This is a genomic window from Staphylococcus sp. LKG4-2, assembly GCF_050955665.1.
Taxonomy (GTDB): Bacteria; Bacillota; Bacilli; order Staphylococcales; family Staphylococcaceae; genus Staphylococcus; species Staphylococcus saprophyticus.
Genome location: NZ_CP194532.1, coordinates 2,312,030 through 2,330,345, shown reverse-complemented (window position 1 = coordinate 2,330,345; position 18,316 = coordinate 2,312,030). Strand labels below are relative to the sequence as shown.

The 18,316-nt window shown below is 31.9% G+C and carries 17 protein-coding genes; 14 read left to right on the top strand and 3 right to left on the bottom strand.

Annotation, left to right across the window (positions count from 1 at the left end; translation table 11 throughout):
- Positions 1 to 39: 39 nt before the first annotated feature.
- From ACM6UH_RS11460 to ACM6UH_RS11450, 3 genes are all read left to right on the top strand, one after another.
- Complete coding sequence (locus ACM6UH_RS11460) at positions 40 to 540, top strand: hypothetical protein (RefSeq protein ID WP_048787311.1); 501 nt, start codon at positions 40 to 42, stop codon at positions 538 to 540.
- Positions 541 to 764: 224 nt separating this feature from the next.
- Positions 765 to 1,832, top strand: coding sequence for a YkvI family membrane protein (locus tag ACM6UH_RS11455; RefSeq protein ID WP_011303713.1), 1,068 nt, complete (start codon positions 765 to 767; stop codon positions 1,830 to 1,832).
- 182 nt (positions 1,833 to 2,014) lie between these two features.
- Entirely contained in the window at positions 2,015 to 3,046 is a 1,032-nt protein-coding gene (locus ACM6UH_RS11450) for an alpha/beta hydrolase (RefSeq protein ID WP_011303712.1), read from the top strand.
- Between the two features lie 475 nt (positions 3,047 to 3,521).
- Here the strand turns inward: ACM6UH_RS11450 and ACM6UH_RS11445 are convergent, their stop codons facing one another.
- A complete protein-coding gene (locus ACM6UH_RS11445; RefSeq protein WP_011303711.1) occupies positions 3,522 to 4,028 on the bottom strand; it encodes a GNAT family N-acetyltransferase in 507 nt (168 codons plus the stop codon).
- A gap of 121 nt (positions 4,029 to 4,149) precedes the next feature.
- Between ACM6UH_RS11445 and ACM6UH_RS11440 the strand changes: the two genes are divergently transcribed.
- From ACM6UH_RS11440 to ACM6UH_RS11420, 5 genes are all read left to right on the top strand, one after another.
- The gene (locus tag ACM6UH_RS11440) at positions 4,150 to 5,067 is read left to right on the top strand and encodes an NAD-dependent epimerase/dehydratase family protein (protein ID WP_011303710.1); all 918 of its coding nucleotides are present in this window, start codon (positions 4,150 to 4,152) and stop codon (positions 5,065 to 5,067) included.
- A gap of 12 nt (positions 5,068 to 5,079) precedes the next feature.
- Positions 5,080 to 5,754 carry a response regulator transcription factor gene (locus ACM6UH_RS11435; protein WP_048787079.1) on the top strand — a complete coding sequence of 225 codons (675 nt, stop codon included), beginning with the start codon at positions 5,080 to 5,082 and terminating at the stop codon, positions 5,752 to 5,754.
- Entirely contained in the window at positions 5,747 to 6,775 is a 1,029-nt protein-coding gene (locus ACM6UH_RS11430; RefSeq protein ID WP_041784838.1) for a sensor histidine kinase, read from the top strand. The genes ACM6UH_RS11435 and ACM6UH_RS11430 overlap by 8 nt, the downstream gene beginning before the upstream one ends.
- Positions 6,776 to 7,419: 644 nt before the next feature.
- Positions 7,420 to 8,037 carry a DUF47 domain-containing protein gene (locus ACM6UH_RS11425; RefSeq protein ID WP_011303707.1) on the top strand — a complete coding sequence of 206 codons (618 nt, stop codon included), beginning with the start codon at positions 7,420 to 7,422 and terminating at the stop codon, positions 8,035 to 8,037.
- A 13-nt stretch (positions 8,038 to 8,050) separates the two neighbouring features.
- A complete protein-coding gene (locus tag ACM6UH_RS11420) occupies positions 8,051 to 9,058 on the top strand; it encodes an inorganic phosphate transporter (RefSeq protein ID WP_011303706.1) in 1,008 nt (335 codons plus the stop codon).
- Positions 9,059 to 9,427: 369 nt separating this feature from the next.
- On the opposite strand, the gene ACM6UH_RS11415 is transcribed toward ACM6UH_RS11420, so the two are convergent.
- The gene (locus ACM6UH_RS11415; RefSeq protein ID WP_011303705.1) at positions 9,428 to 10,234 is read right to left on the bottom strand and encodes a LysM peptidoglycan-binding domain-containing protein; all 807 of its coding nucleotides are present in this window, start codon (positions 10,232 to 10,234) and stop codon (positions 9,428 to 9,430) included.
- 461 nt (positions 10,235 to 10,695) lie between these two features.
- Here ACM6UH_RS11415 and ACM6UH_RS11410 point away from each other — a divergent pair, with 461 nt between their 5' ends.
- The 5 genes from ACM6UH_RS11410 to ACM6UH_RS11390 all read left to right on the top strand — a co-directional run bounded on the left by ACM6UH_RS11410 (position 10,696) and on the right by ACM6UH_RS11390 (position 15,985).
- Complete coding sequence (locus tag ACM6UH_RS11410; RefSeq protein WP_011303704.1) at positions 10,696 to 11,355, top strand: Bax inhibitor-1/YccA family protein; 660 nt, start codon at positions 10,696 to 10,698, stop codon at positions 11,353 to 11,355.
- A gap of 330 nt (positions 11,356 to 11,685) precedes the next feature.
- The gene (locus ACM6UH_RS11405) at positions 11,686 to 13,887 is read left to right on the top strand and encodes an AraC family transcriptional regulator (RefSeq protein ID WP_048787334.1); all 2,202 of its coding nucleotides are present in this window, start codon (positions 11,686 to 11,688) and stop codon (positions 13,885 to 13,887) included.
- 122 nt (positions 13,888 to 14,009) lie between these two features.
- Entirely contained in the window at positions 14,010 to 14,366 is a 357-nt protein-coding gene (locus ACM6UH_RS11400; RefSeq protein WP_047502788.1) for a transcriptional regulator, SarA/Rot family, read from the top strand.
- A gap of 394 nt (positions 14,367 to 14,760) precedes the next feature.
- Positions 14,761 to 15,477 (top strand): YebC/PmpR family DNA-binding transcriptional regulator, encoded by a 717-nt coding sequence (locus ACM6UH_RS11395; RefSeq protein WP_047502786.1) that lies wholly within the window; start codon positions 14,761 to 14,763, stop codon positions 15,475 to 15,477.
- A 1-nt stretch (position 15,478) separates the two neighbouring features.
- The gene (locus ACM6UH_RS11390) at positions 15,479 to 15,985 is read left to right on the top strand and encodes a cupin domain-containing protein (protein ID WP_047502782.1); all 507 of its coding nucleotides are present in this window, start codon (positions 15,479 to 15,481) and stop codon (positions 15,983 to 15,985) included.
- 254 nt (positions 15,986 to 16,239) lie between these two features.
- Here ACM6UH_RS11390 and ACM6UH_RS11385 read toward each other — a convergent pair whose 3' ends face one another.
- The gene (locus ACM6UH_RS11385) at positions 16,240 to 17,352 is read right to left on the bottom strand and encodes a 5-methyltetrahydropteroyltriglutamate--homocysteine S-methyltransferase (protein ID WP_011303699.1); all 1,113 of its coding nucleotides are present in this window, start codon (positions 17,350 to 17,352) and stop codon (positions 16,240 to 16,242) included.
- Between the two features lie 213 nt (positions 17,353 to 17,565).
- Here ACM6UH_RS11385 and ACM6UH_RS11380 point away from each other — a divergent pair, with 213 nt between their 5' ends.
- Positions 17,566 to 18,309, top strand: a complete 744-nt coding sequence (locus ACM6UH_RS11380) for a DUF402 domain-containing protein (RefSeq protein ID WP_047502778.1) — start codon at positions 17,566 to 17,568, stop codon at positions 18,307 to 18,309.
- The last annotated feature ends 7 nt before the right edge of the window (positions 18,310 to 18,316 follow it).

The window sequence follows — 18,316 nt, the reverse complement described above, 5'->3', positions numbered from 1 at the left end:
AACTGTTATAGAAATCTGGATACCTAGGAGGACATTGCCATGAAAGATTTAATACAAAAGCATGTCTTAAACGGCGAATTTGAGTCAGTCAAACGTTTAATGTCCCAGTCAGATTTTATGGAATTTGAAGAAGCTTATATTTCAAGTGCTCATGAAGTGGAAAATATTATGTTTTATACATGTATTTTAGATATGATGAAAGAAGAAGAAACGGCAGAAATGCACGATTTAGCGTTTCTCTTATTAGTCTATCCATTAAGTGAACTCCATGGGGCTTTGGATTCTGCATTTTATCACGCAGAAGCATCCATAAAAATCACTGAGGGCAAAGAAGTAAAAAGCTTGTTACAAATGTTATTATTATATGCAGTTCCGGAACCAGTCATTTCTGATAAAAAAGCATTCGATGTATCACGTCAAATACTTAAATTAGATCCTACGAATAGTGTTGCGCGTAATGTGCTTAAAGAAACTGCTAAACGTATGGATAATGTGGTTGTTGAATTTAACGAGTTAAATCGTTTTAAAAATGCCCATTAATGAGTTAGTTAATTTAGGTGAAGTATTAAAAATATTAGATTTTGACAAATAATCCAATCTATTTTAAATAGAACCAAGTAAACTACATTTATCTGTAATGTGTTTCACTTGGTTCTTTGTGTTAAAAATAATGTATAGTGTGAAATTTTATGGTGTGCTGTTGCAAAATTTATTCAGTAAGTTATAATAACTCAATGTGTTAACTATGAGGAGGTTAAATTTACATGGGGTTGAATAAAGAAGCGGTAAAAATTGGATTCGCTTATGTTGGTATCGTTGTAGGTGCCGGCTTTTCAACAGGACAGGAAGTAATGCAATTCTTCTCACCATATGGCTTATGGTCATACATCGGTGTTATACTTTCGGGTCTGATTTTAGGATTTATAGGTAGACAAGTTGCGAAAATCGGAACTGCTTTTGATGCACAAAATCATGAGTCTACTTTAGATTACTTATTTGGAAATAAGTTCAGTAAAATTGTCGATTACTTATTAATATTTTTCTTATTTGGTATTTCAGTCACAATGCTTGCTGGCGCAGGATCAACGTTTGAAGAAAGTTTTGGCGTACCAACATGGTTGGGTGCATTGATAATGGTTATTGTAATTTATATCACTTTATTAATGGACTTTAACAAAATTGTACGTGCTTTAGGCGTAGTCACACCATTCTTAATAATTTTAGTTGTTATTATTGCTGCGTATTACTTATTTAATGGAAGTATTTCGTTTGGTGAAGTCAATGACGCAGTCCCAGATGCAAGTCTCGTAAAAGGTATCTTATATGGTATCAACTATGGTGGTTTAGCATTTGCAGTTGGGTTTAGTACGATTGTTGCAATTGGTGGCGATGCTTCGAGACGTAGAGTTTCAGGCGCAGGTGCATTATTTGGTGGTATCGTTTATACGATATTATTAGCACTTATCAACTTTGCATTACAATCAGAATTTACAAAAATCGAAGATGCATCTATTCCAATGTTAACGTTAGCTAATGATATCCATCCTTGGATTGGTTTAGTGTTATCTATCATTATGTTAGCGGTAATGTATAACACAATTCTTGGTTTAATGTACTCATTTGCGGCAAGATTTACAGAACCATATAGTAAAAAATATCACATATTTATCGTGGTTATGGTAATTGTTGCATTCGCATTAAGCTTTGTAGGTTTCGCTGGTCTTATCAACTTCTTATATCCAATTATGGGTGTTGTAGGTTTAGTTGTTGTAATAGGCGTACTTGTGAAATACTATAGTAGAAAACGTCAGAACAAGAAATTTATTGCTTAAATAAAAAGATATATTAAATAATTATCATTAGGGAAGGGACTTTATTTCTACTTCCCATTGAGTAAAAGTCTGAGGCATCTTACTTATTGATGTCTCAGACTTTTTCATTCATCTATATTTGTTAGCCAATTCACACTACTGTATGAATTATGGTACAATGCTTCCGAAAGGAAAGGTCATGCATGAAGAAAAATTACAAGTGGACGATAATTACTGTGATTGTATTTATTGTGGTAGCGTTAGTTACTGCGTTGTTGTTAAAACAGCAGTATGATCGACAGCATTCTAGAGAAATAAAAGAAAAAGTACAAATTAATAATAGAAATGTCAATGCATTTACCAATATAACTTATAGTACAGGCGTACCAAACAGTAGATTAGATATTTTAACGCCTACTGATTTAGATAAAGATAATAAATTGCCGGTCGTATTTTGGATGCATGGTGGTGGTTTTATAGCAGGGGATAAACAATATAAGAATCCATTACTATCAAAAATTGCTGAACAGGGATATATTGTAGTAAATATTAACTATGCACTTGCACCTGACTATAAATATCCAACGCAACTTCATCAAATTGACCAAGCGGTACAATTTATTAAAAAAAATAAACATGAGTTACCTATGGATTTTGATCAAGTGATTTTTGGTGGTGATTCAGCAGGTGCTCAGCTATCAAGTCAATATACTGCGATGCAAACGAATAAATCTCTAAGAGATAATATGGGATTTGAACAGCAATTTGAACCAGATAAAATAAAAGCAGCAATCTTCTTTGGAGGCTTTTACGATATGAAAACTGTTAAAGCCACTGAATTTCCAAGGATACAACTGTTTATGGAAAGTTATACTGGTAAGAGAGACTGGGAGACACAGTTTAAATATATTAGTGAAATGTCCACGATTAATCAAGTTACAAAAGACTATCCGCCTACATTTTTATCAGTAGGTGATGCAGATCCGTTTTATAGTCAAAACATTGAGTTTTATAAAAAATTAAAATCTAAAGGCATACCTACAGATAAACTATTTTATGATGGAACGCACAATTTAAGACATCAATATCAATTCCATTTAGAGTTACCAGAATCGAAACAAAATATGAAAAAAGTGCAAAGTTTCTTAAGTAGAAATACAAGTTCTTCAGGTGTAGAAACTGAAGTGGATGAAGAAACATCGAATCCTAATGGTATCGAATTAAATCCATATTAATAAATTAATGCATCATATACATTGGTATGTATGTTGAAGATTTAAGTGTAAATCTAAAGAGCTTGCCAATGACTATGCTCAAAAAAGCTAATCCGTTTATCGGATTAGCTTTTTATTTTAATAACTTACAATATTTACGATTTATCATACGATTCGAGTAGCTCATTTATTGTGTATGCACTTTGCCACATATATCAATACGTTATAAATTACTATATAACATGAGTTAGAGTACAACAGACAAGACAATTAGTAATTAGATAATACGTTCTACTTAACTAAAAAAGATGACCAAGTTCCATTCTTTCAGGTTAATCTAACAGAGAATGATAAAAAACTGACACCTACGCGCATTACTGCTGCTACAATGTGAAATTGAGACAATAATAGTGAAGTTAGTTTACTGTTTGACATGTTTTTCATTTACAATAAACTTATATATAAGCGACGTTTAGATAAATAGTTGAGAGGTAAATTAAAGTAGTAACTTCGACATGACATATTTGTTAAAGTATTTACCATCTATATACAATTTGTCACGCAATTCACCATCAATTTGGTATCCTGCAGTTTTAAATAAATCTACTGCTGTTTCATTTTCAGGAACGACCGAAGCTTCAATACGACGGATATGATGATTTAAACACCATGCTTCAACAGAGTTAATTAATGATTGACCGAGCCCTTTCTCTCGATAATGTCTGATAACGCCCATAGAAAATATAGCTTCGTGGCGCGTGCGTTCAAAATTACCTGTCGTAACAATAGCAAAGCCAACGAGTTCATCGTTATTCTCTGCTACGTAAATGGCGTTAGAAGGTGATGTGATGTAATGTTCCAAGTTTGCAATGGCGTCATTGTTAGACGGTGCATATTCCCCAGGATTATATATTAAGTAATCAGATTCATCATAAATTGTCGTTAATAACTTTACAAATGGATCTATATCATTGATACCAATTTCACGTATTTGATGAACCATGTATGAACACTCCTTATATCTATTTTGCTAATACTCAGTTATAGTATAACTTAACATCATTAGCATGATATTACTAGGTATTATTTAAATAGAGTCAAACTAATAAAAAGGAAGTATGCTTATGAAGCCCAATATTTTACTCGCTGGTGTCACAGGTTATATAGGGAAAACCTTGATTCATTCTATAAAAGATGAAGGCAATCTATATACATTATCCAAATATCCTAAAGAGAAAGATTTCCAAGAAGTGATATGGTTGAAAAAAGATATTTATAATTATGATGATGTATTAAATGCGATGGAAGACATGGATATTGCCATTTATTATTTGGATCCAACCAAACATTCAGCTAAATTAACACAAGCAACAGCAAGAGATTTAAACTTAATTGCTTCTGACAATTTTGGAAGGGCGGCTGCTGAGAACGGTATAGGTAAAATTATTTATATTAGCGGTAGTCGATTTGATCATGAAACCATTCAACGTTTGTCAGCATACGGTGTACCAGTAGAACAAACGGAAGCGATCGTTTCACGCCCACATGTGGCAGTTGAATTACAAGTCTCTAAATATGATGATGTACGCAGTGCGTTGAGTATTCAATTACCGATGAATTGGACATTAGACCAAATGGTTGAATATTATTTTAATTGGTTAAATGAAACAAAAGGAACGATGCTGCATGCGTACAAAGACAAGGATAATTATGTAATCTACATAAAAGATAAGCAGAAACCTGTGTTAGTACTTCATAAAATGCAAGTCGAATCTGATATGATTGTGCTACATTTAGTAAGTGGTTCTATTGTTAAGGCCAATGTAATAAAGCAAGGTAAGCTGGAGTTCCGTATGCTGAAAGGGACACAAACTGTCTTAGTGCATCTATATGACTATATACCTAAATTAGTTTGGCCTGTGTATTACTTATTTCAATCGCCGTTCCAAGGTTTAATGCTGCGTGGCTTTGAAATCGATTGTCGAATTAAGCATTTTAATGGACGAATCCAGTCAGGTGAAGATATAAAATATACAAAATAAAAAGGTGATTTTATGGATATACTATTAGTAGAAGATGATATGACATTATTTAAAGAATTAAGTGAAGAGTTGGAACAATGGGATTTCAATGTAAATGGTATAGATGATTTTAATGATGTGATGACTAAATTTGAATCTGTTAATCCCGCAATCGTCATTATGGATGTTAAATTACCCAAATATGATGGATTTTATTGGACAAGAAAAATTAGGGAAGTCTCTAATACACCCATTTTATTTTTATCATCTAGGGATAATCCAATGGATCAAGTGATGAGTATGGAACTTGGCGCGGATGATTATGTTCAAAAACCATTTAATACCAATGTATTAATAGCGAAACTTCAAGCCATATACAGACGTGTCTATCAATTTAGCTTAGATGAAAAGCGTGTGCTATCATGGCAAGATGCGATATTAGACTTATCAAAAGATAGTATAAATAAAGAGGATCATCAAATATATTTATCTAAAACGGAAATGATTATATTAGAAATGCTTGTGAAAAAACAAGATCAAATTGTTACGAGAGATACACTCATCACTGCGTTGTGGGATGATGAAGCTTTTGTTAGTGACAATACATTAACCGTTAATGTGAATAGATTAAGAAAGAAATTAGCAGATATAGATATGAATGATGCCATTGAAACGAAAATTGGCAAAGGATATATGGCGCATGGCTAATTTAAAATGGTTTTTTATCTTTTTACGCTCGCGCATATATTGGATACTATGGCTATTATTTCTGCATTTCATTTTCTTAGGTATTGCTTATTTAGATTATGATATTAGTGTATATAGCATTTTATATATTATTATTTTAAATATAGGCCTATCGGTGTTGTTCTTAATATTTACTTATTTAAAAGAAGTGAAATTTTATAAGCATCTTGACGAAAATATAGAACCAGAAGCTTTGAAGCATAAATCATTAGCAGACACACCGTTTCAACAAGAAATGGTGAATTACTTATATGGACAAATTACGAATCAAAAAGCATTAGTTACACATCAAAAGCAACAAATTCAATCTACGGAAGCGGCGTTGACTGATTTTGTACATGATATTAAGACACCTGTAACAGCAATGAAACTGTTAATAGAAAAAGAACAAGATTTATCTAGGAAGCACGCCTTACTTTATGAATGGTCGCGTATCAATGATATGTTAGATAGACAGTTATTTTTAACACGACTTGAATATCAGAATAAAGATATGTATTTCGAACATGTGCCATTGAAACGCCTTGTAATAGAAGAAATACAGATTACAAGATACATCAGTCAGTCTAAAGGCATTGGTTATGACTTAGATTTTGAGGATACATTGAATGTATATACAGATACAAAGTGGTGTCGCATGATGATTAGACAAGTGTTATCTAACGCTGTTAAATATAGTGAAGAAAGTATGATACATATACGTGCATTAAAAGAAAGTAGACACGTTGTACTCGAAATTAAAGATGAAGGCAAAGGTATCAGTGAAAAGGATTTACCTAGAATTTTTGATAAAGGATTTACGTCTACTTCAAATAGAAATAATACGATATCATCAGGTTTAGGTTTATATTTGGTTAATCACGTTAAAGAAAAACTGAGCATATGCGTGCGTATTCATTCAGAACTAGATAAAGGAACAGTAGTTAAATTTATTTTCCCGAATCAAAATGAAATTGTAGCAAAATTATCACAAAATATATAAGCGTTACTTATGAGACTAGATTGACATCAAATTTTAAAAAAAGAATTTCATCTTATACTGTAGCAATATCAGATTGCGTTGCTTATATATAATCTAGAGGCATTGTCGGCAAATGACTATATTTGTCGACAATTTTTTATTGAAAGCATCATTGTGTACAAATGAAGTGTTAACAGAAACTATGAAATCATTTGTGTATTTATAAAAGTAATTGTTGAATCCGAAAAGTAAATGTGCAATTATATCTAATGTGAGTTTTATTTAAAAATCTCATTAGATACAATGCGATATTATAAAGCATAAGTACAAATCATCATTTTTGATAGAGATGTATTCTGTATTCATAATGTATGAAAATCATTTTATTAAATTAATGAAAATGAAATGTTAAGAATTTGTAAATTTAATTGTAGTATTGTAAATTTTGTGCTATTTTCAAATAAGGATAAATCAACATTTGTGAGATTTTTTAAACTAATATAAGCAAATGCTCATTTACATATAATTAACAAATGCTGTTATACTGGCAAAAAATGAGCAAATTGTAAATCTTGCCAATCTTAATTTGTCTTAAAGGATTTTAAATTTTTTTAAATTTATTGAAGGTGATTGAGGACAATCGCTGTAAATGGAGGATTTTTTGAATGTTTAACAAGAAAAAAGATAAGTTCATGGTGAAACTTGAAGAAATGGTTTTCAACTTAGACAGAGCAGCAATTGAATTTGGGAAAATGGAGTTTAATACGCATTTAGACCTTAAAGTATACTCAGACAATATTAAAACGTATGAATCACACGGCGATGAATTAATGCATCAAGTGATTTCAGACTTAAACCAAACTTTTATTACACCAATTGAACGTGAGGATATCCTCTCTTTATGTAACGCTATTGATGATGTTTTAGATGCAATTGAAGAAACATCAGGTATGTTCGAAATGTATTCTATTGAATATACAGATGAATACATGGCTGAATTTGTAGATAATATCCAAAAAGCAATCGCAGAAATGAAATTAGCTGTTGGTTTGCTTGTAGAGAAAAAATTATCGCATATGCGTATCCATTCTATTAACATAAAAGAATTTGAAACAAATTGTGACGGTATTTTACGTCAATCAATTAAACACATATTTAATAGTGAAACAGATCCAATCACCCTTATTAAAATAAAAGAAATATATGAAAGCATGGAAGAGATTGCAGATAAATGTCAAGCCGTAGCAAATAATTTTGAAACAATAATCATGAAAAATAGCTAAGGAGTCCTAACTTATGGAATATATTTTGATCATCACAGTAGCTATCGTTATTTTTTCACTTATATTTGACTTTATCAATGGTTTCCATGATACAGCCAATGCTGTTGCTACTGCTGTTTCTACTCGTGCCTTAACGCCTAGAACTGCGATACTTTTAGCATCAGTGATGAATTTTATTGGTGCTTTAACTTTCACTGGGGTTGCAGGGACAATTACGAAAGATATTGTAGACCCATTTAAATTAGAAAATGGTCTTATTGTCGTATTAGCAGCCATTATCGCAGCTATTTTATGGAATTTAATCACATGGTATTATGGTATACCAAGTTCGTCATCACACGCATTAATTGGTTCTATTGCTGGCGCAGCAATTGCTTCGCAAGGTTCATTTGCAGTATTACATTATGAAGGATTCACGAAAATCATCGTTGTTTTACTTGTATCACCGATTATTGCATTTTGTGTTGGTTTTATCATGTATTCAATCGTAAAAGTTGTATTTAAAAATGCAAATCTTACAAAGTCTAATCGTAACTTTAGATTTTTCCAAATTTTCACAGCATCACTACAATCATTTTCTCATGGTACAAATGATGCGCAAAAATCAATGGGGATTATTACATTGGCTTTAATAGTTGCTAATATTCAAACAGGTACAAGCGTTGAACCGCAATTATGGGTTAAAGTTGCCTGTGCTACTGCAATGGGACTAGGTACAGCTGTTGGTGGTTGGAAAATTATCAAAACAGTTGGTGGTAATATTATGAAAATACGTCCAGCTAATGGTGCAGCTGCAGATTTATCATCTGCATTAACAATATTTGTTGCATCATCATTACATTTCCCATTATCCACAACACATGTTGTATCTTCATCTATTCTAGGTGTTGGTTCATCTAACCGTATTAAAGGTGTGAAATGGAATACAGCACAACGTATGATTATCACATGGGTAATTACATTACCAATTTCTGCACTTGTTGCAGCAATTATTTACTACATTATAAATATTTTCTTATAGATAGTAATTTTCTTACACTATAGGCACTTGTTGATTGGTATTTACATACATTAGATAGATATCAATTGATTTACTAAAAGAACGAGCGAAAACCAATTGTTTAACAATTGTGTTTATCTGCTCGTTCTTTTTATTTATACAGCGATAGGGCGCATAGGTGGGAATATTAATAATAAATAAGAGGAGAAAAAAACGGGAGTGGGACAGAAATCAAATTTTCTAATAGAGATTTCGTATTCCTACCTCGGCAAGGATGACTAGGATTGAAAAAAGCTTGATATAAGCGAATTTTTAATTCAGTCATCTACTGCCTAAATGAAAAAGAGCCTGTGACATCTATTTATGTCCCAGACTCGCTTGAATATATATTTAGTGAATGTAGTTATAGCTTGAAGCTTGTGAAGCTGGGATTGTACGGTAATCAACTGTACCTGGTGGTGTATTATAGTTCATTTCTGAAATTAAAATACTACCATCTGGGTTAACACGTTCAACATAAGCTACGTGACCTACAGGTCCTTCGTAATTTTGCATAATTGAACCTGCTGTAGGTGCATTATTAACTGTATAACCATCTGCTGATGCATTATTAGCCCAGTGATCAGCGTTCCACCAGTAAGTACTGATTGGTTGACCAGTTTCCGCTCTACGGTTAAATACATGCCAAGTACATTGTCCCCAGTCATATAGGTTAGCATCACTTGCTGTAGAACCACCTGTATTTGAACTTGGTGTTTCTGTAGCAGTTCCACCTGAACCACCTGTTCCTGTAGTACCTGGAATTGTTAGTGTTTGATTAGGATGTATTAAATATCCATTTAAATTATTAGCTGCGATGATTTCATCAACTGACACACCATATTGATTTGCAATAATGTTTAGTGATTCACCAGATTGAACTGTATGTGATGAACCATTTGAAGTGTTATTTGATGTAGATCCACTTTCTTGTGAGCTACTTCCACCAATTTCAATAACTTGTCCCGGGAATACCATGTTGTTATTGATGTCATTGCTTTGTTTGATTTCGTCTACTGAAACACCATATTGTTGTGAAATTGACCAAAGTGACTCACCAGATTTTACTGTATGTTGTGTTGACGCATCGGCTTCATGATTGGCGATAACGGCTGCCGCGCCTGAAGCTACTGTAACTGCAAATGCTAACTTTTTCAAAAGAACTCCTCCTTCAATTCCTATATATCTAACCGTAAATATGTATTAAATATATTCGTTAGTGTTTTTAATCTGAATTCACGTTCCATACTAACAAAAATCATTTGCTTTGTGTACGTTGTTATCAAGATGTAATATTATTAAAATTTCGTAATGCCATGTTTATATGAAATAAATACTTTTACTGCGCCATTTACAAGTCTTTCTGTTATTTCAAGTAAGATGATATTTATTTCAAATGTAACATAAGCGGATATAAAAAAGTCTATAAATAATAAATTTTAAAAATATTGTATATTCAATGTTTGTTTATTTGAAAAAACGTGAACATTAAAGTATTACGCATTATTTTTGTGGAAAATTTAAAAAGTACATGCTATTAATATAGACGTTTAATGTTATGATTAAACGCATATATTTTATTTATTTATAGTAGCTTTTGGAATTGAGGAGTGATTGCGTTGGCTGAAACAGCACAACATGTAAATAACCAGCAAAAAAAGACTAAAGAACAATCAAAATCACATGCATACGGAAAAGTTTGGCTCTTTTTTGTATATTATTGGATTATTTTTGGAATAGGTTGTTATTTTGGACAATACCTACCAATGTCATGGAGACAACCACTTTCTTTTGTACTGCTCGGTTTAGTATTAATAACTTTAATTTTTAATAGAGCGCGTAAGTATGGGCTTGTGATTTCTCATATCTATGCCATTATACTTGGGTTGCTATCCTATGCAACGTTTACGGCGTATTTACAGAATTTAGGGCCAGAGGTTTTTTATAAGAATATTATATTAGCCATATCTGCCTTTATTGTATTTGGATTGATTGGATTTTTCGTTATTGGAAATGCAGCGAGCATGGGTAAATACCTTTTTGTAACACTCATTGCATTAATTGTTGCAAGTTTAATAGGTATGTTTATCCAGAATCCAATTTTCCATACAATTATTACAGTTGTAGGATTATTGCTATTTTTACTCTATACGTTATATGACTTTAACCGCATGAAACGGGGTCAGTTCTCACCGAGAGAAATGGGTTTCAACTTGTTTATTAACTTACTTCATATTATAAAATATGTATTAAGACTTGCCAACAGAATGAGAAAATAGTTAAATAAAGTATATATATAATCCAAAAAATATTATTACACCCTTAAAATTACTTTCTACAGTAATTTATAAGGGTGTTTTTTTAAAATCTAGTGTAATTTTAAATTTTGTGAACTATTTAAAAGTTTAATAATACTATAGCTGTATTTTAAAATTTAGTTCGATTAATACAAAAAAATGTTGACAAAATTAATTATTTTATTCAAAATTACCTAAAGACTAAAAGTATGTTAATTGAAATATTTGGGGTATGACGTGATTAAGCTAGAATTAATAGTGAAGTGAGCGTTTAATGCATAGCCTATGACAATATTCGAAAGAGGTTAAATTATGAAAGCGCAATGCTTAAATATTATTTCTAAGCACAAGTATCCTACTAAGCGCGTGACAGACGGTATATTATTATTATTTCCTTTAAAGGATGCCGTTGAAGTACAGCATTTTATAACAAATGTAGAAGTTGAAGAAGATTTTCTTATCGTGAATAATACAGAAATATTTAGAATCAAAAGAAACGAAATGTCGCTATTATTATATATTTCTAGTGATTGGTTTCATGAACGAGGATATTCATTTTTTGAGTATCAATATACATCTAAGTTGATACAATCTTCGAGCAAATTATTTGAAGCTTTATTAAATTTAGCAAAGCATCATTTAGATCAAACACTGACAAATGAACTATATGAAACTTATATGTATAAAATCGTTGATATTATTGCGACAGAAGCTAAGATTGATGTTAATTATTTAAAACAACAAACAGATTATTCATTTTATGGTATTACAGGTGAAATGTTAGATTACGTAAATACACATTTACATAAAAGACTAACATTGAAAGCAATTGCCAATAAAGTGTTTATATCACAATCAAATATATCAAGCCAATTTTATAATACATTAGGCATGCGATTTAAAACTTATGTAGACACGTTAAAATTATCAGTATCAATCGGTCCATTATTAGACGGGGAACTTACGATTTCTGAAATTTCAGATGCTTATGGTTTTAGTAGTTCTGCGAGTTATAGTAAAAAATTTAAACATTATTTTGGATATTCACCTAAAGAATATCGACAACTTACAAAATCAGATAAAGTCTTTAATATTGTAACAAAAGACGATGAGCAAAACTTTGAGGAAACGCAACAAATCATTGCCAAAAAATTACAGAAACTAAATGTCCAAAATAATTATATTTGTTTAGATATCAATGAAATGGCAGAATCTAACAACGATGCAATCGTCATTCAAATCCATTCTTTAGAAGAATTTCGTAATTTATTTGATAACCAAAGTATGCGCTATATCTTTGAAGGCTCACAAAAAGTATTAGTTTATTGCATGATAGATGTTGAATCATTACGAGGTGCTTTTACAACAGATGTGGATTGCGGTTTTATAAAATTTGTGTTGAATATAAATGTTAATATAGCATTTCAAATTCAAACAGATGAAGAAGTGAATATTTATATAGATGAGATCTATAGTCAATACAAATCATATGTACAATCACATCCTGAGTTGTTAGAAGATAGCATGCACTCGGTCAGCTACGTCTTTGATCTTTCAACGATGCCCCTTAAAGAAATATATCGCAATATCATTAAAATACAACGTTATAGAAAAAATGTGAAATTTGGTGTTGATATTACACATTTATTCAATCAGCCAGAAGCGTTTAAAAATATGGAGCCTCAATTGAAGCGCATTGGATTTGATTACTATTTTATTGATAATCATAAATTATCATCATCTTATCTTAATGAAGATCATGAAGAGTTACTTACCAAAGAAGTGTTTAAATTCAGTAATATTAAAAAAATAATGAGTGAAATGCAGTTAGAAGAAAGAAAATATTATCTTTTAAATGTTCATAATAATTTTTTATTAAATGATGATCATATGGAGTTAATAGAAAGTCCGCCATTATTGATGAGTATGTTTAAGAAAGCGCGTGGAAACTTCTTTGGTGTCGGTATAGATTTAGTTAAACAAGAGGATAAGAAACATGCATTGTATTTATATGATAGAAATGGATTCCGTTCTATTCTAGGTAATATATATGAAAGATTAATGGAAAAGAGTAAATCTAGCGTGAAAGAATATGATTATTATACGGTAGCACATCACCCACACAAAATCACAATTTTTGTGGGTGACTGGCGTGTAGTTGAGAGTGAAAATACTTTAGATCACGAAGAACAAAACATCCAAATTCATATCAACTTTAAGGATATGATGTTGCGACGTGCTTATGTTATTTTTTATGAAACTATAAGCAACGTGTACGGTAATATTAATTACGCGATTCCTGAGCACTTACGTAACCATTATCAATGGTCAAATGAATGTATTAAGAAAATAGATGAATATAATAAACCTGAATTCAGTGTGTTTGAGCATCATTTTGAAGAAGAAACTTTGACATTAAATTTAGATTATAATACAGTGCACATTATTGATATATATATAAATGATCAACACATAATAAAATTTATAAAATGCAATATTGAAAAAGCGTTATGAAACTTAATTTATTATTGTTCGCAATTTTGACAAACCTATAATTACAAATGATAAGGACAAGCAATTACATTTTATGGATAATTATATTGTATTGCTTACTAGCATTTGGAGGTGTAACAACAATGAATGAAGAGAAAAAAGCGCAATTTTTAAATGTTTATAAAAAGTATAAACGTGTGATGCATTACGTTGAAGAAACCTATAAGTTAACAATGAATGATGTAGCTATCTTAGAACTTATACGACATAACTGTAGGAATCAAAATATGCTAATGCAACCATTTTTAAAAATTGCAACAACGGAATTAGAGTTGAGTAGAACGAAGGTGCTTGCATCTATCCGTCGCTTAATCGATCAAGACAGAGTAAGTAAAATACGTTCAACAGAAGATGAACGTAAAGTCTACTTATTTATGAATGACGACAACGCAGAAAAATATGAGACTCTACTTGATGATATTGAAGCATATGTAAAATAATCATTCATTATTAACACGAAATTTTTATATGAAAATAGAATATAAATATAACGACGAGCCTGAGACATAAATAGATGTCTTGGGCTCGTTTTCAATTAGGGAGTAGATGGCTATATTGAAAATGCAATGTTCTCACTTGTTTAAAGAAAAGATGTTTCTATTTTTATAGAATAGCGTCGTCTTTATGCATAAGCTAAAACATAGATATGACACGTAAAAATGCTTGTGAGACATATGCGTGAGCGTTAGCCCAGGTAAACCCACGCCTGTTTTTTAGTATATAAGGTGAATAAACAAAATGGATGTTATGGGCTTACATCTATATTCTCTGTGGAAATTATTGTATAATATAACATGTTAATCAATGTAGTTATTGAGAAAGTGAGATGGAAATATGGGACGTAAATGGAATAATATTAAGGAAAAAAAGGCCGAAAAGGATAAAAATACAAGTAGAATTTATGCTAAATTTGGTAAAGAAATTTATGTGGCTGCTAAATCTGGAGAACCAGATCCTGAGTCAAACCAAGCATTGCGTCTAACTTTAGAACGCGCGAAGACATATTCAGTGCCTAACCATATTATTGAAAAAGCGATTGAAAAAGCAAAAGGTTCTGGTGAAGAGAACTACGACGAACTACGATACGAGGGATTCGGTCCAAGTGGTTCAATGATTATCGTAGATGCTTTGACTGATAATGTGAATAGAACAGCATCTGATGTTCGTGCAGCTTTTGGTAAAAACGGTGGCAACATGGGTGTCTCTGGTTCGGTTGCGTATATGTTTGAATACACGGCAGTCTTTGGTATAGAAGATAAATCAGCGGATGATATATTGGAAGCATTAATGGAACAAGATATAGATGTGAGAGATGTTATAGATGAGAATGGATTAACGATTGTCTATGCTGAACCGGATCAATTCGCTCAGGTGCAAGATGCATTACGTGAAACAGGCGTTGATACATTTAAAGTAGCTGAATTTGAAATGTTACCACAAACAGATATTGAGTTATCAGCAGAAGACCAAGAAACATTTGAAACATTAGTAGAAGCGTTAGAAGATTTAGACGATGTACAAAATGTATTCCATAATGTGGATTTGAAGTAGTATGGAACAAACAGTACAACGTTGGATTTCACAATTAGAATTGCAACCGCATCCAGAAGGTGGCTATTATAAAGAAGTTATCAAAGGTAACCATGATAAAGACATGGATAGAGCAGCTTACACAAGTATTTATTTTTTGCTAACTTATCATAATATTTCACATTTTCATCGTATCGATGCTGATGAAATTTGGTATCATCATGAGGGTGATTCACTCACAATTCACATGATTTCTCCGAATGGCCAATATGAAAAGGTGACATTAGGTAAGCATATTGAAGCGGGTGACGTATTACAATACGTCGTTCCTAAAGGTACGATTTTTGCATCTAGTGTAGAAGATGAAAATGCATATGCTTTGGTTGGCTGTATGTGTCAACCAGGCTTTGAATTTGAACATTTTGAATTGCTTAGTAAAGAGTGGCTAGATAAACATTATCCAGAATTAACAGAGATAAATGAACGCTATGCTTTAAAGGCAGATGAAATAGAAAAAAATAATAAATAAGTGAAAAAGTCTAGGACATAAATAGATGCCCCAGACTCTTTTTTGAATTAAGCTGTAGATGATTGAATTGAAAATGTAATGTCTCATTTATTTAAAGAAACGTTGCTTCATTAATAAGCTACGCATTTCTTTTGAAATTCAAGAAATGCGTAGCTTAATTTATGATATATCTAAGATCACATCGCCATAAAATGGGTTGTTTTAATATGCAATCTCTTCATTTACCGTATTTGGGTAAGACAAGATATTTAAAATTATTTCGCAGTGCCAAAGACTTCATTTGCAATTTCGACAACGTAAGCTAATTTTTTCCATTGCGCGTCTTCAGTCAATTTATTTCCTTCTTCTGTAGAAGCAAAGCCACATTGTGGGCTTAAGCATATTTGATCTAAAGTAATGTATTTTTGTGCTTCTTCAATACGCTTAAGAATCGTTGCTTTATCTTCTAAATCACCATTTTTTGATGTAAATAATCCTAACACTGCTGCAGATTTGTCTTTAGGGAAGAAACGTAAAGGTTCAAAGTCACCAGAACGTTCATCATCATATTCTAAGAAAAATCCACCAAGTTGTTCTTGGAATAAATAAGGTGCTACAGGTTCATAGCCACCTGAAATTGCCCAAGTAGATTGATAGTTACCACGGCAAATGTGTGTGGTAATGAGTAAATCTTCTGGTAAATCTTTAACAGCTTCATTGACAACTTGATAGGCAAGTTGACGTGCAGCTTCTTTTTCTTCTTCAGTTCGATCACGACCACGCGTCTTTTGTGTACCTGAAGTTAGGTTTGCCCAATAAACATCGTCTAATTGAATGTAACGTGCGCCTAATTCGTAAAATTTAAGTAGGCTATCATGATAGGCTTTTGCGACGTCATGCGCAAAGTCTTCGATATCTGGATAAATCTCTTCATTTAAAATATTAGGATGAAATAATTGATTAGGGCTTGGTATAGAGACTTTAGATGTAGCACGTCCATCTACTTTGTCATGTAAAAATTTGAAATGCTCAAAGTGAGGATGATCTGGATTGAATTGTACTTTGCTAATGATTTTAACATTGTGATTTCGTGTCTCTACACCTTCGAATTCTAAACCACGGTCTGAGGTATAACCTTCTACGCCATTTAAATTTTCTAGGAAATCGAAATGCCACCAACTTCTGCGAAACTCTCCATCAGTGATACTATGTAATCCAATTTCAAGTTGTTTTTCAATGATGTGCTCAATTTCCTCATCTTCAACTTGTTTCAATGCCTGTGCATCGATAATGTTGTTTTGGTAATCCTGGCGTGCTTGTTTTAAGCGTTCAGGACGTAATAAACTACCGACATGATCGGCTCTAAATGGTCTTTGAATAACTGCCATGGTTCTATCTCCTTTATTTATAGAATTTTCAGAAAAATATAGATAAAATTTAACAGAATTCATAAAGATTGTCAATTTCGCTTTTACGCTATGAAGTATAGTACAATAATAATAATCAAATTTTCTGCAGTGCAAATTGAATGCTGACAATATAATTCATGAGATGACATAAAGAAGACAGTTTTATATAATAATGTTAAGGAGTTGGTGACAGTGAAAGTAAAATATATCGATAAGCGTCACTGGCGTCGCATCATTGATAGAGAATATACTGAGGTCAAGGTGAACAATAATAAGTTCAAAGGAATCATTGGTTTGGTCACAATGAATAAAGTACGAGAACCATTAGAGGTTTCAGTTGTAGGTCAAAATATTATTGTTGCTGATGATAACTATCAATGGTTACAAATCTTACCTGAGAAAAAGCGCTATAGTATTACAGTGATGTTAGATGACAAGGGCAATCCGTTGGAATATTATTTTGATATAAATATAAAAAATGTTACACAAAAAGGTAATGCACGCACAATTGATTTATGTCTGGATGTACTTGTATTACCCAATGGCGAATATGAACTTGTAGACCAAGACGATTTAGAACGCGCTTTAGAGTCAGGGCAAATTACGAGAAAGCAGTATCACGAAGCTTATGTGATTGCACATCAATTAATGATTAAAATTGATGCTGATTTTCAATCGATGCAAGATAAGATTATGTATTGCTTTTATAAAATTAAACAAAAGGCAAAGCAACATAAGCAAGGTGTTACAAAAACGCAAGCACAGCATAAACCGAAAGATCATAAAGCTAAAACACACAAGCATAAGCCCTCGCACAAACAAGAAAAACACATCAAACAGGCGAAAAATGAAAGAACTGAAACAAAACCTCAGCATAAAAAAGGTACATTTGAACAATGGAGTCAGAAGTCTTCATCTAGATCCAAAGAAAATTAGAAACTGA

What these genes read in the sequence shown, in the direction of transcription:
- ACM6UH_RS11450 (WP_011303712.1), top strand. Translation starts at nt 2,015, where the DNA reads ATGAAGAAAAATTACAAGTGGACGATAATTACTGTGATTGTATTTATT.
- ACM6UH_RS11460 (WP_048787311.1), top strand. Translation starts at nt 40, where the DNA reads ATGAAAGATTTAATACAAAAGCATGTCTTAAACGGCGAATTTGAGTCA.
- ACM6UH_RS11400 (WP_047502788.1), top strand. Translation starts at nt 14,010, where the DNA reads ATGAATGAAGAGAAAAAAGCGCAATTTTTAAATGTTTATAAAAAGTAT.
- ACM6UH_RS11435 (WP_048787079.1), top strand. Translation starts at nt 5,080, where the DNA reads ATGGATATACTATTAGTAGAAGATGATATGACATTATTTAAAGAATTA.
- ACM6UH_RS11445 (WP_011303711.1), bottom strand. Translation starts at nt 4,028, where the DNA reads ATGGTTCATCAAATACGTGAAATTGGTATCAATGATATAGATCCATTT.
- ACM6UH_RS11440 (WP_011303710.1), top strand. Translation starts at nt 4,150, where the DNA reads ATGAAGCCCAATATTTTACTCGCTGGTGTCACAGGTTATATAGGGAAA.
- ACM6UH_RS11455 (WP_011303713.1), top strand. Translation starts at nt 765, where the DNA reads ATGGGGTTGAATAAAGAAGCGGTAAAAATTGGATTCGCTTATGTTGGT.
- ACM6UH_RS11425 (WP_011303707.1), top strand. Translation starts at nt 7,420, where the DNA reads ATGTTTAACAAGAAAAAAGATAAGTTCATGGTGAAACTTGAAGAAATG.
- ACM6UH_RS11430 (WP_041784838.1), top strand. Translation starts at nt 5,747, where the DNA reads ATGGCTAATTTAAAATGGTTTTTTATCTTTTTACGCTCGCGCATATAT.
- ACM6UH_RS11390 (WP_047502782.1), top strand. Translation starts at nt 15,479, where the DNA reads ATGGAACAAACAGTACAACGTTGGATTTCACAATTAGAATTGCAACCG.
- ACM6UH_RS11405 (WP_048787334.1), top strand. Translation starts at nt 11,686, where the DNA reads ATGAAAGCGCAATGCTTAAATATTATTTCTAAGCACAAGTATCCTACT.
- ACM6UH_RS11395 (WP_047502786.1), top strand. Translation starts at nt 14,761, where the DNA reads ATGGGACGTAAATGGAATAATATTAAGGAAAAAAAGGCCGAAAAGGAT.
- ACM6UH_RS11420 (WP_011303706.1), top strand. Translation starts at nt 8,051, where the DNA reads ATGGAATATATTTTGATCATCACAGTAGCTATCGTTATTTTTTCACTT.
- ACM6UH_RS11385 (WP_011303699.1), bottom strand. Translation starts at nt 17,352, where the DNA reads ATGGCAGTTATTCAAAGACCATTTAGAGCCGATCATGTCGGTAGTTTA.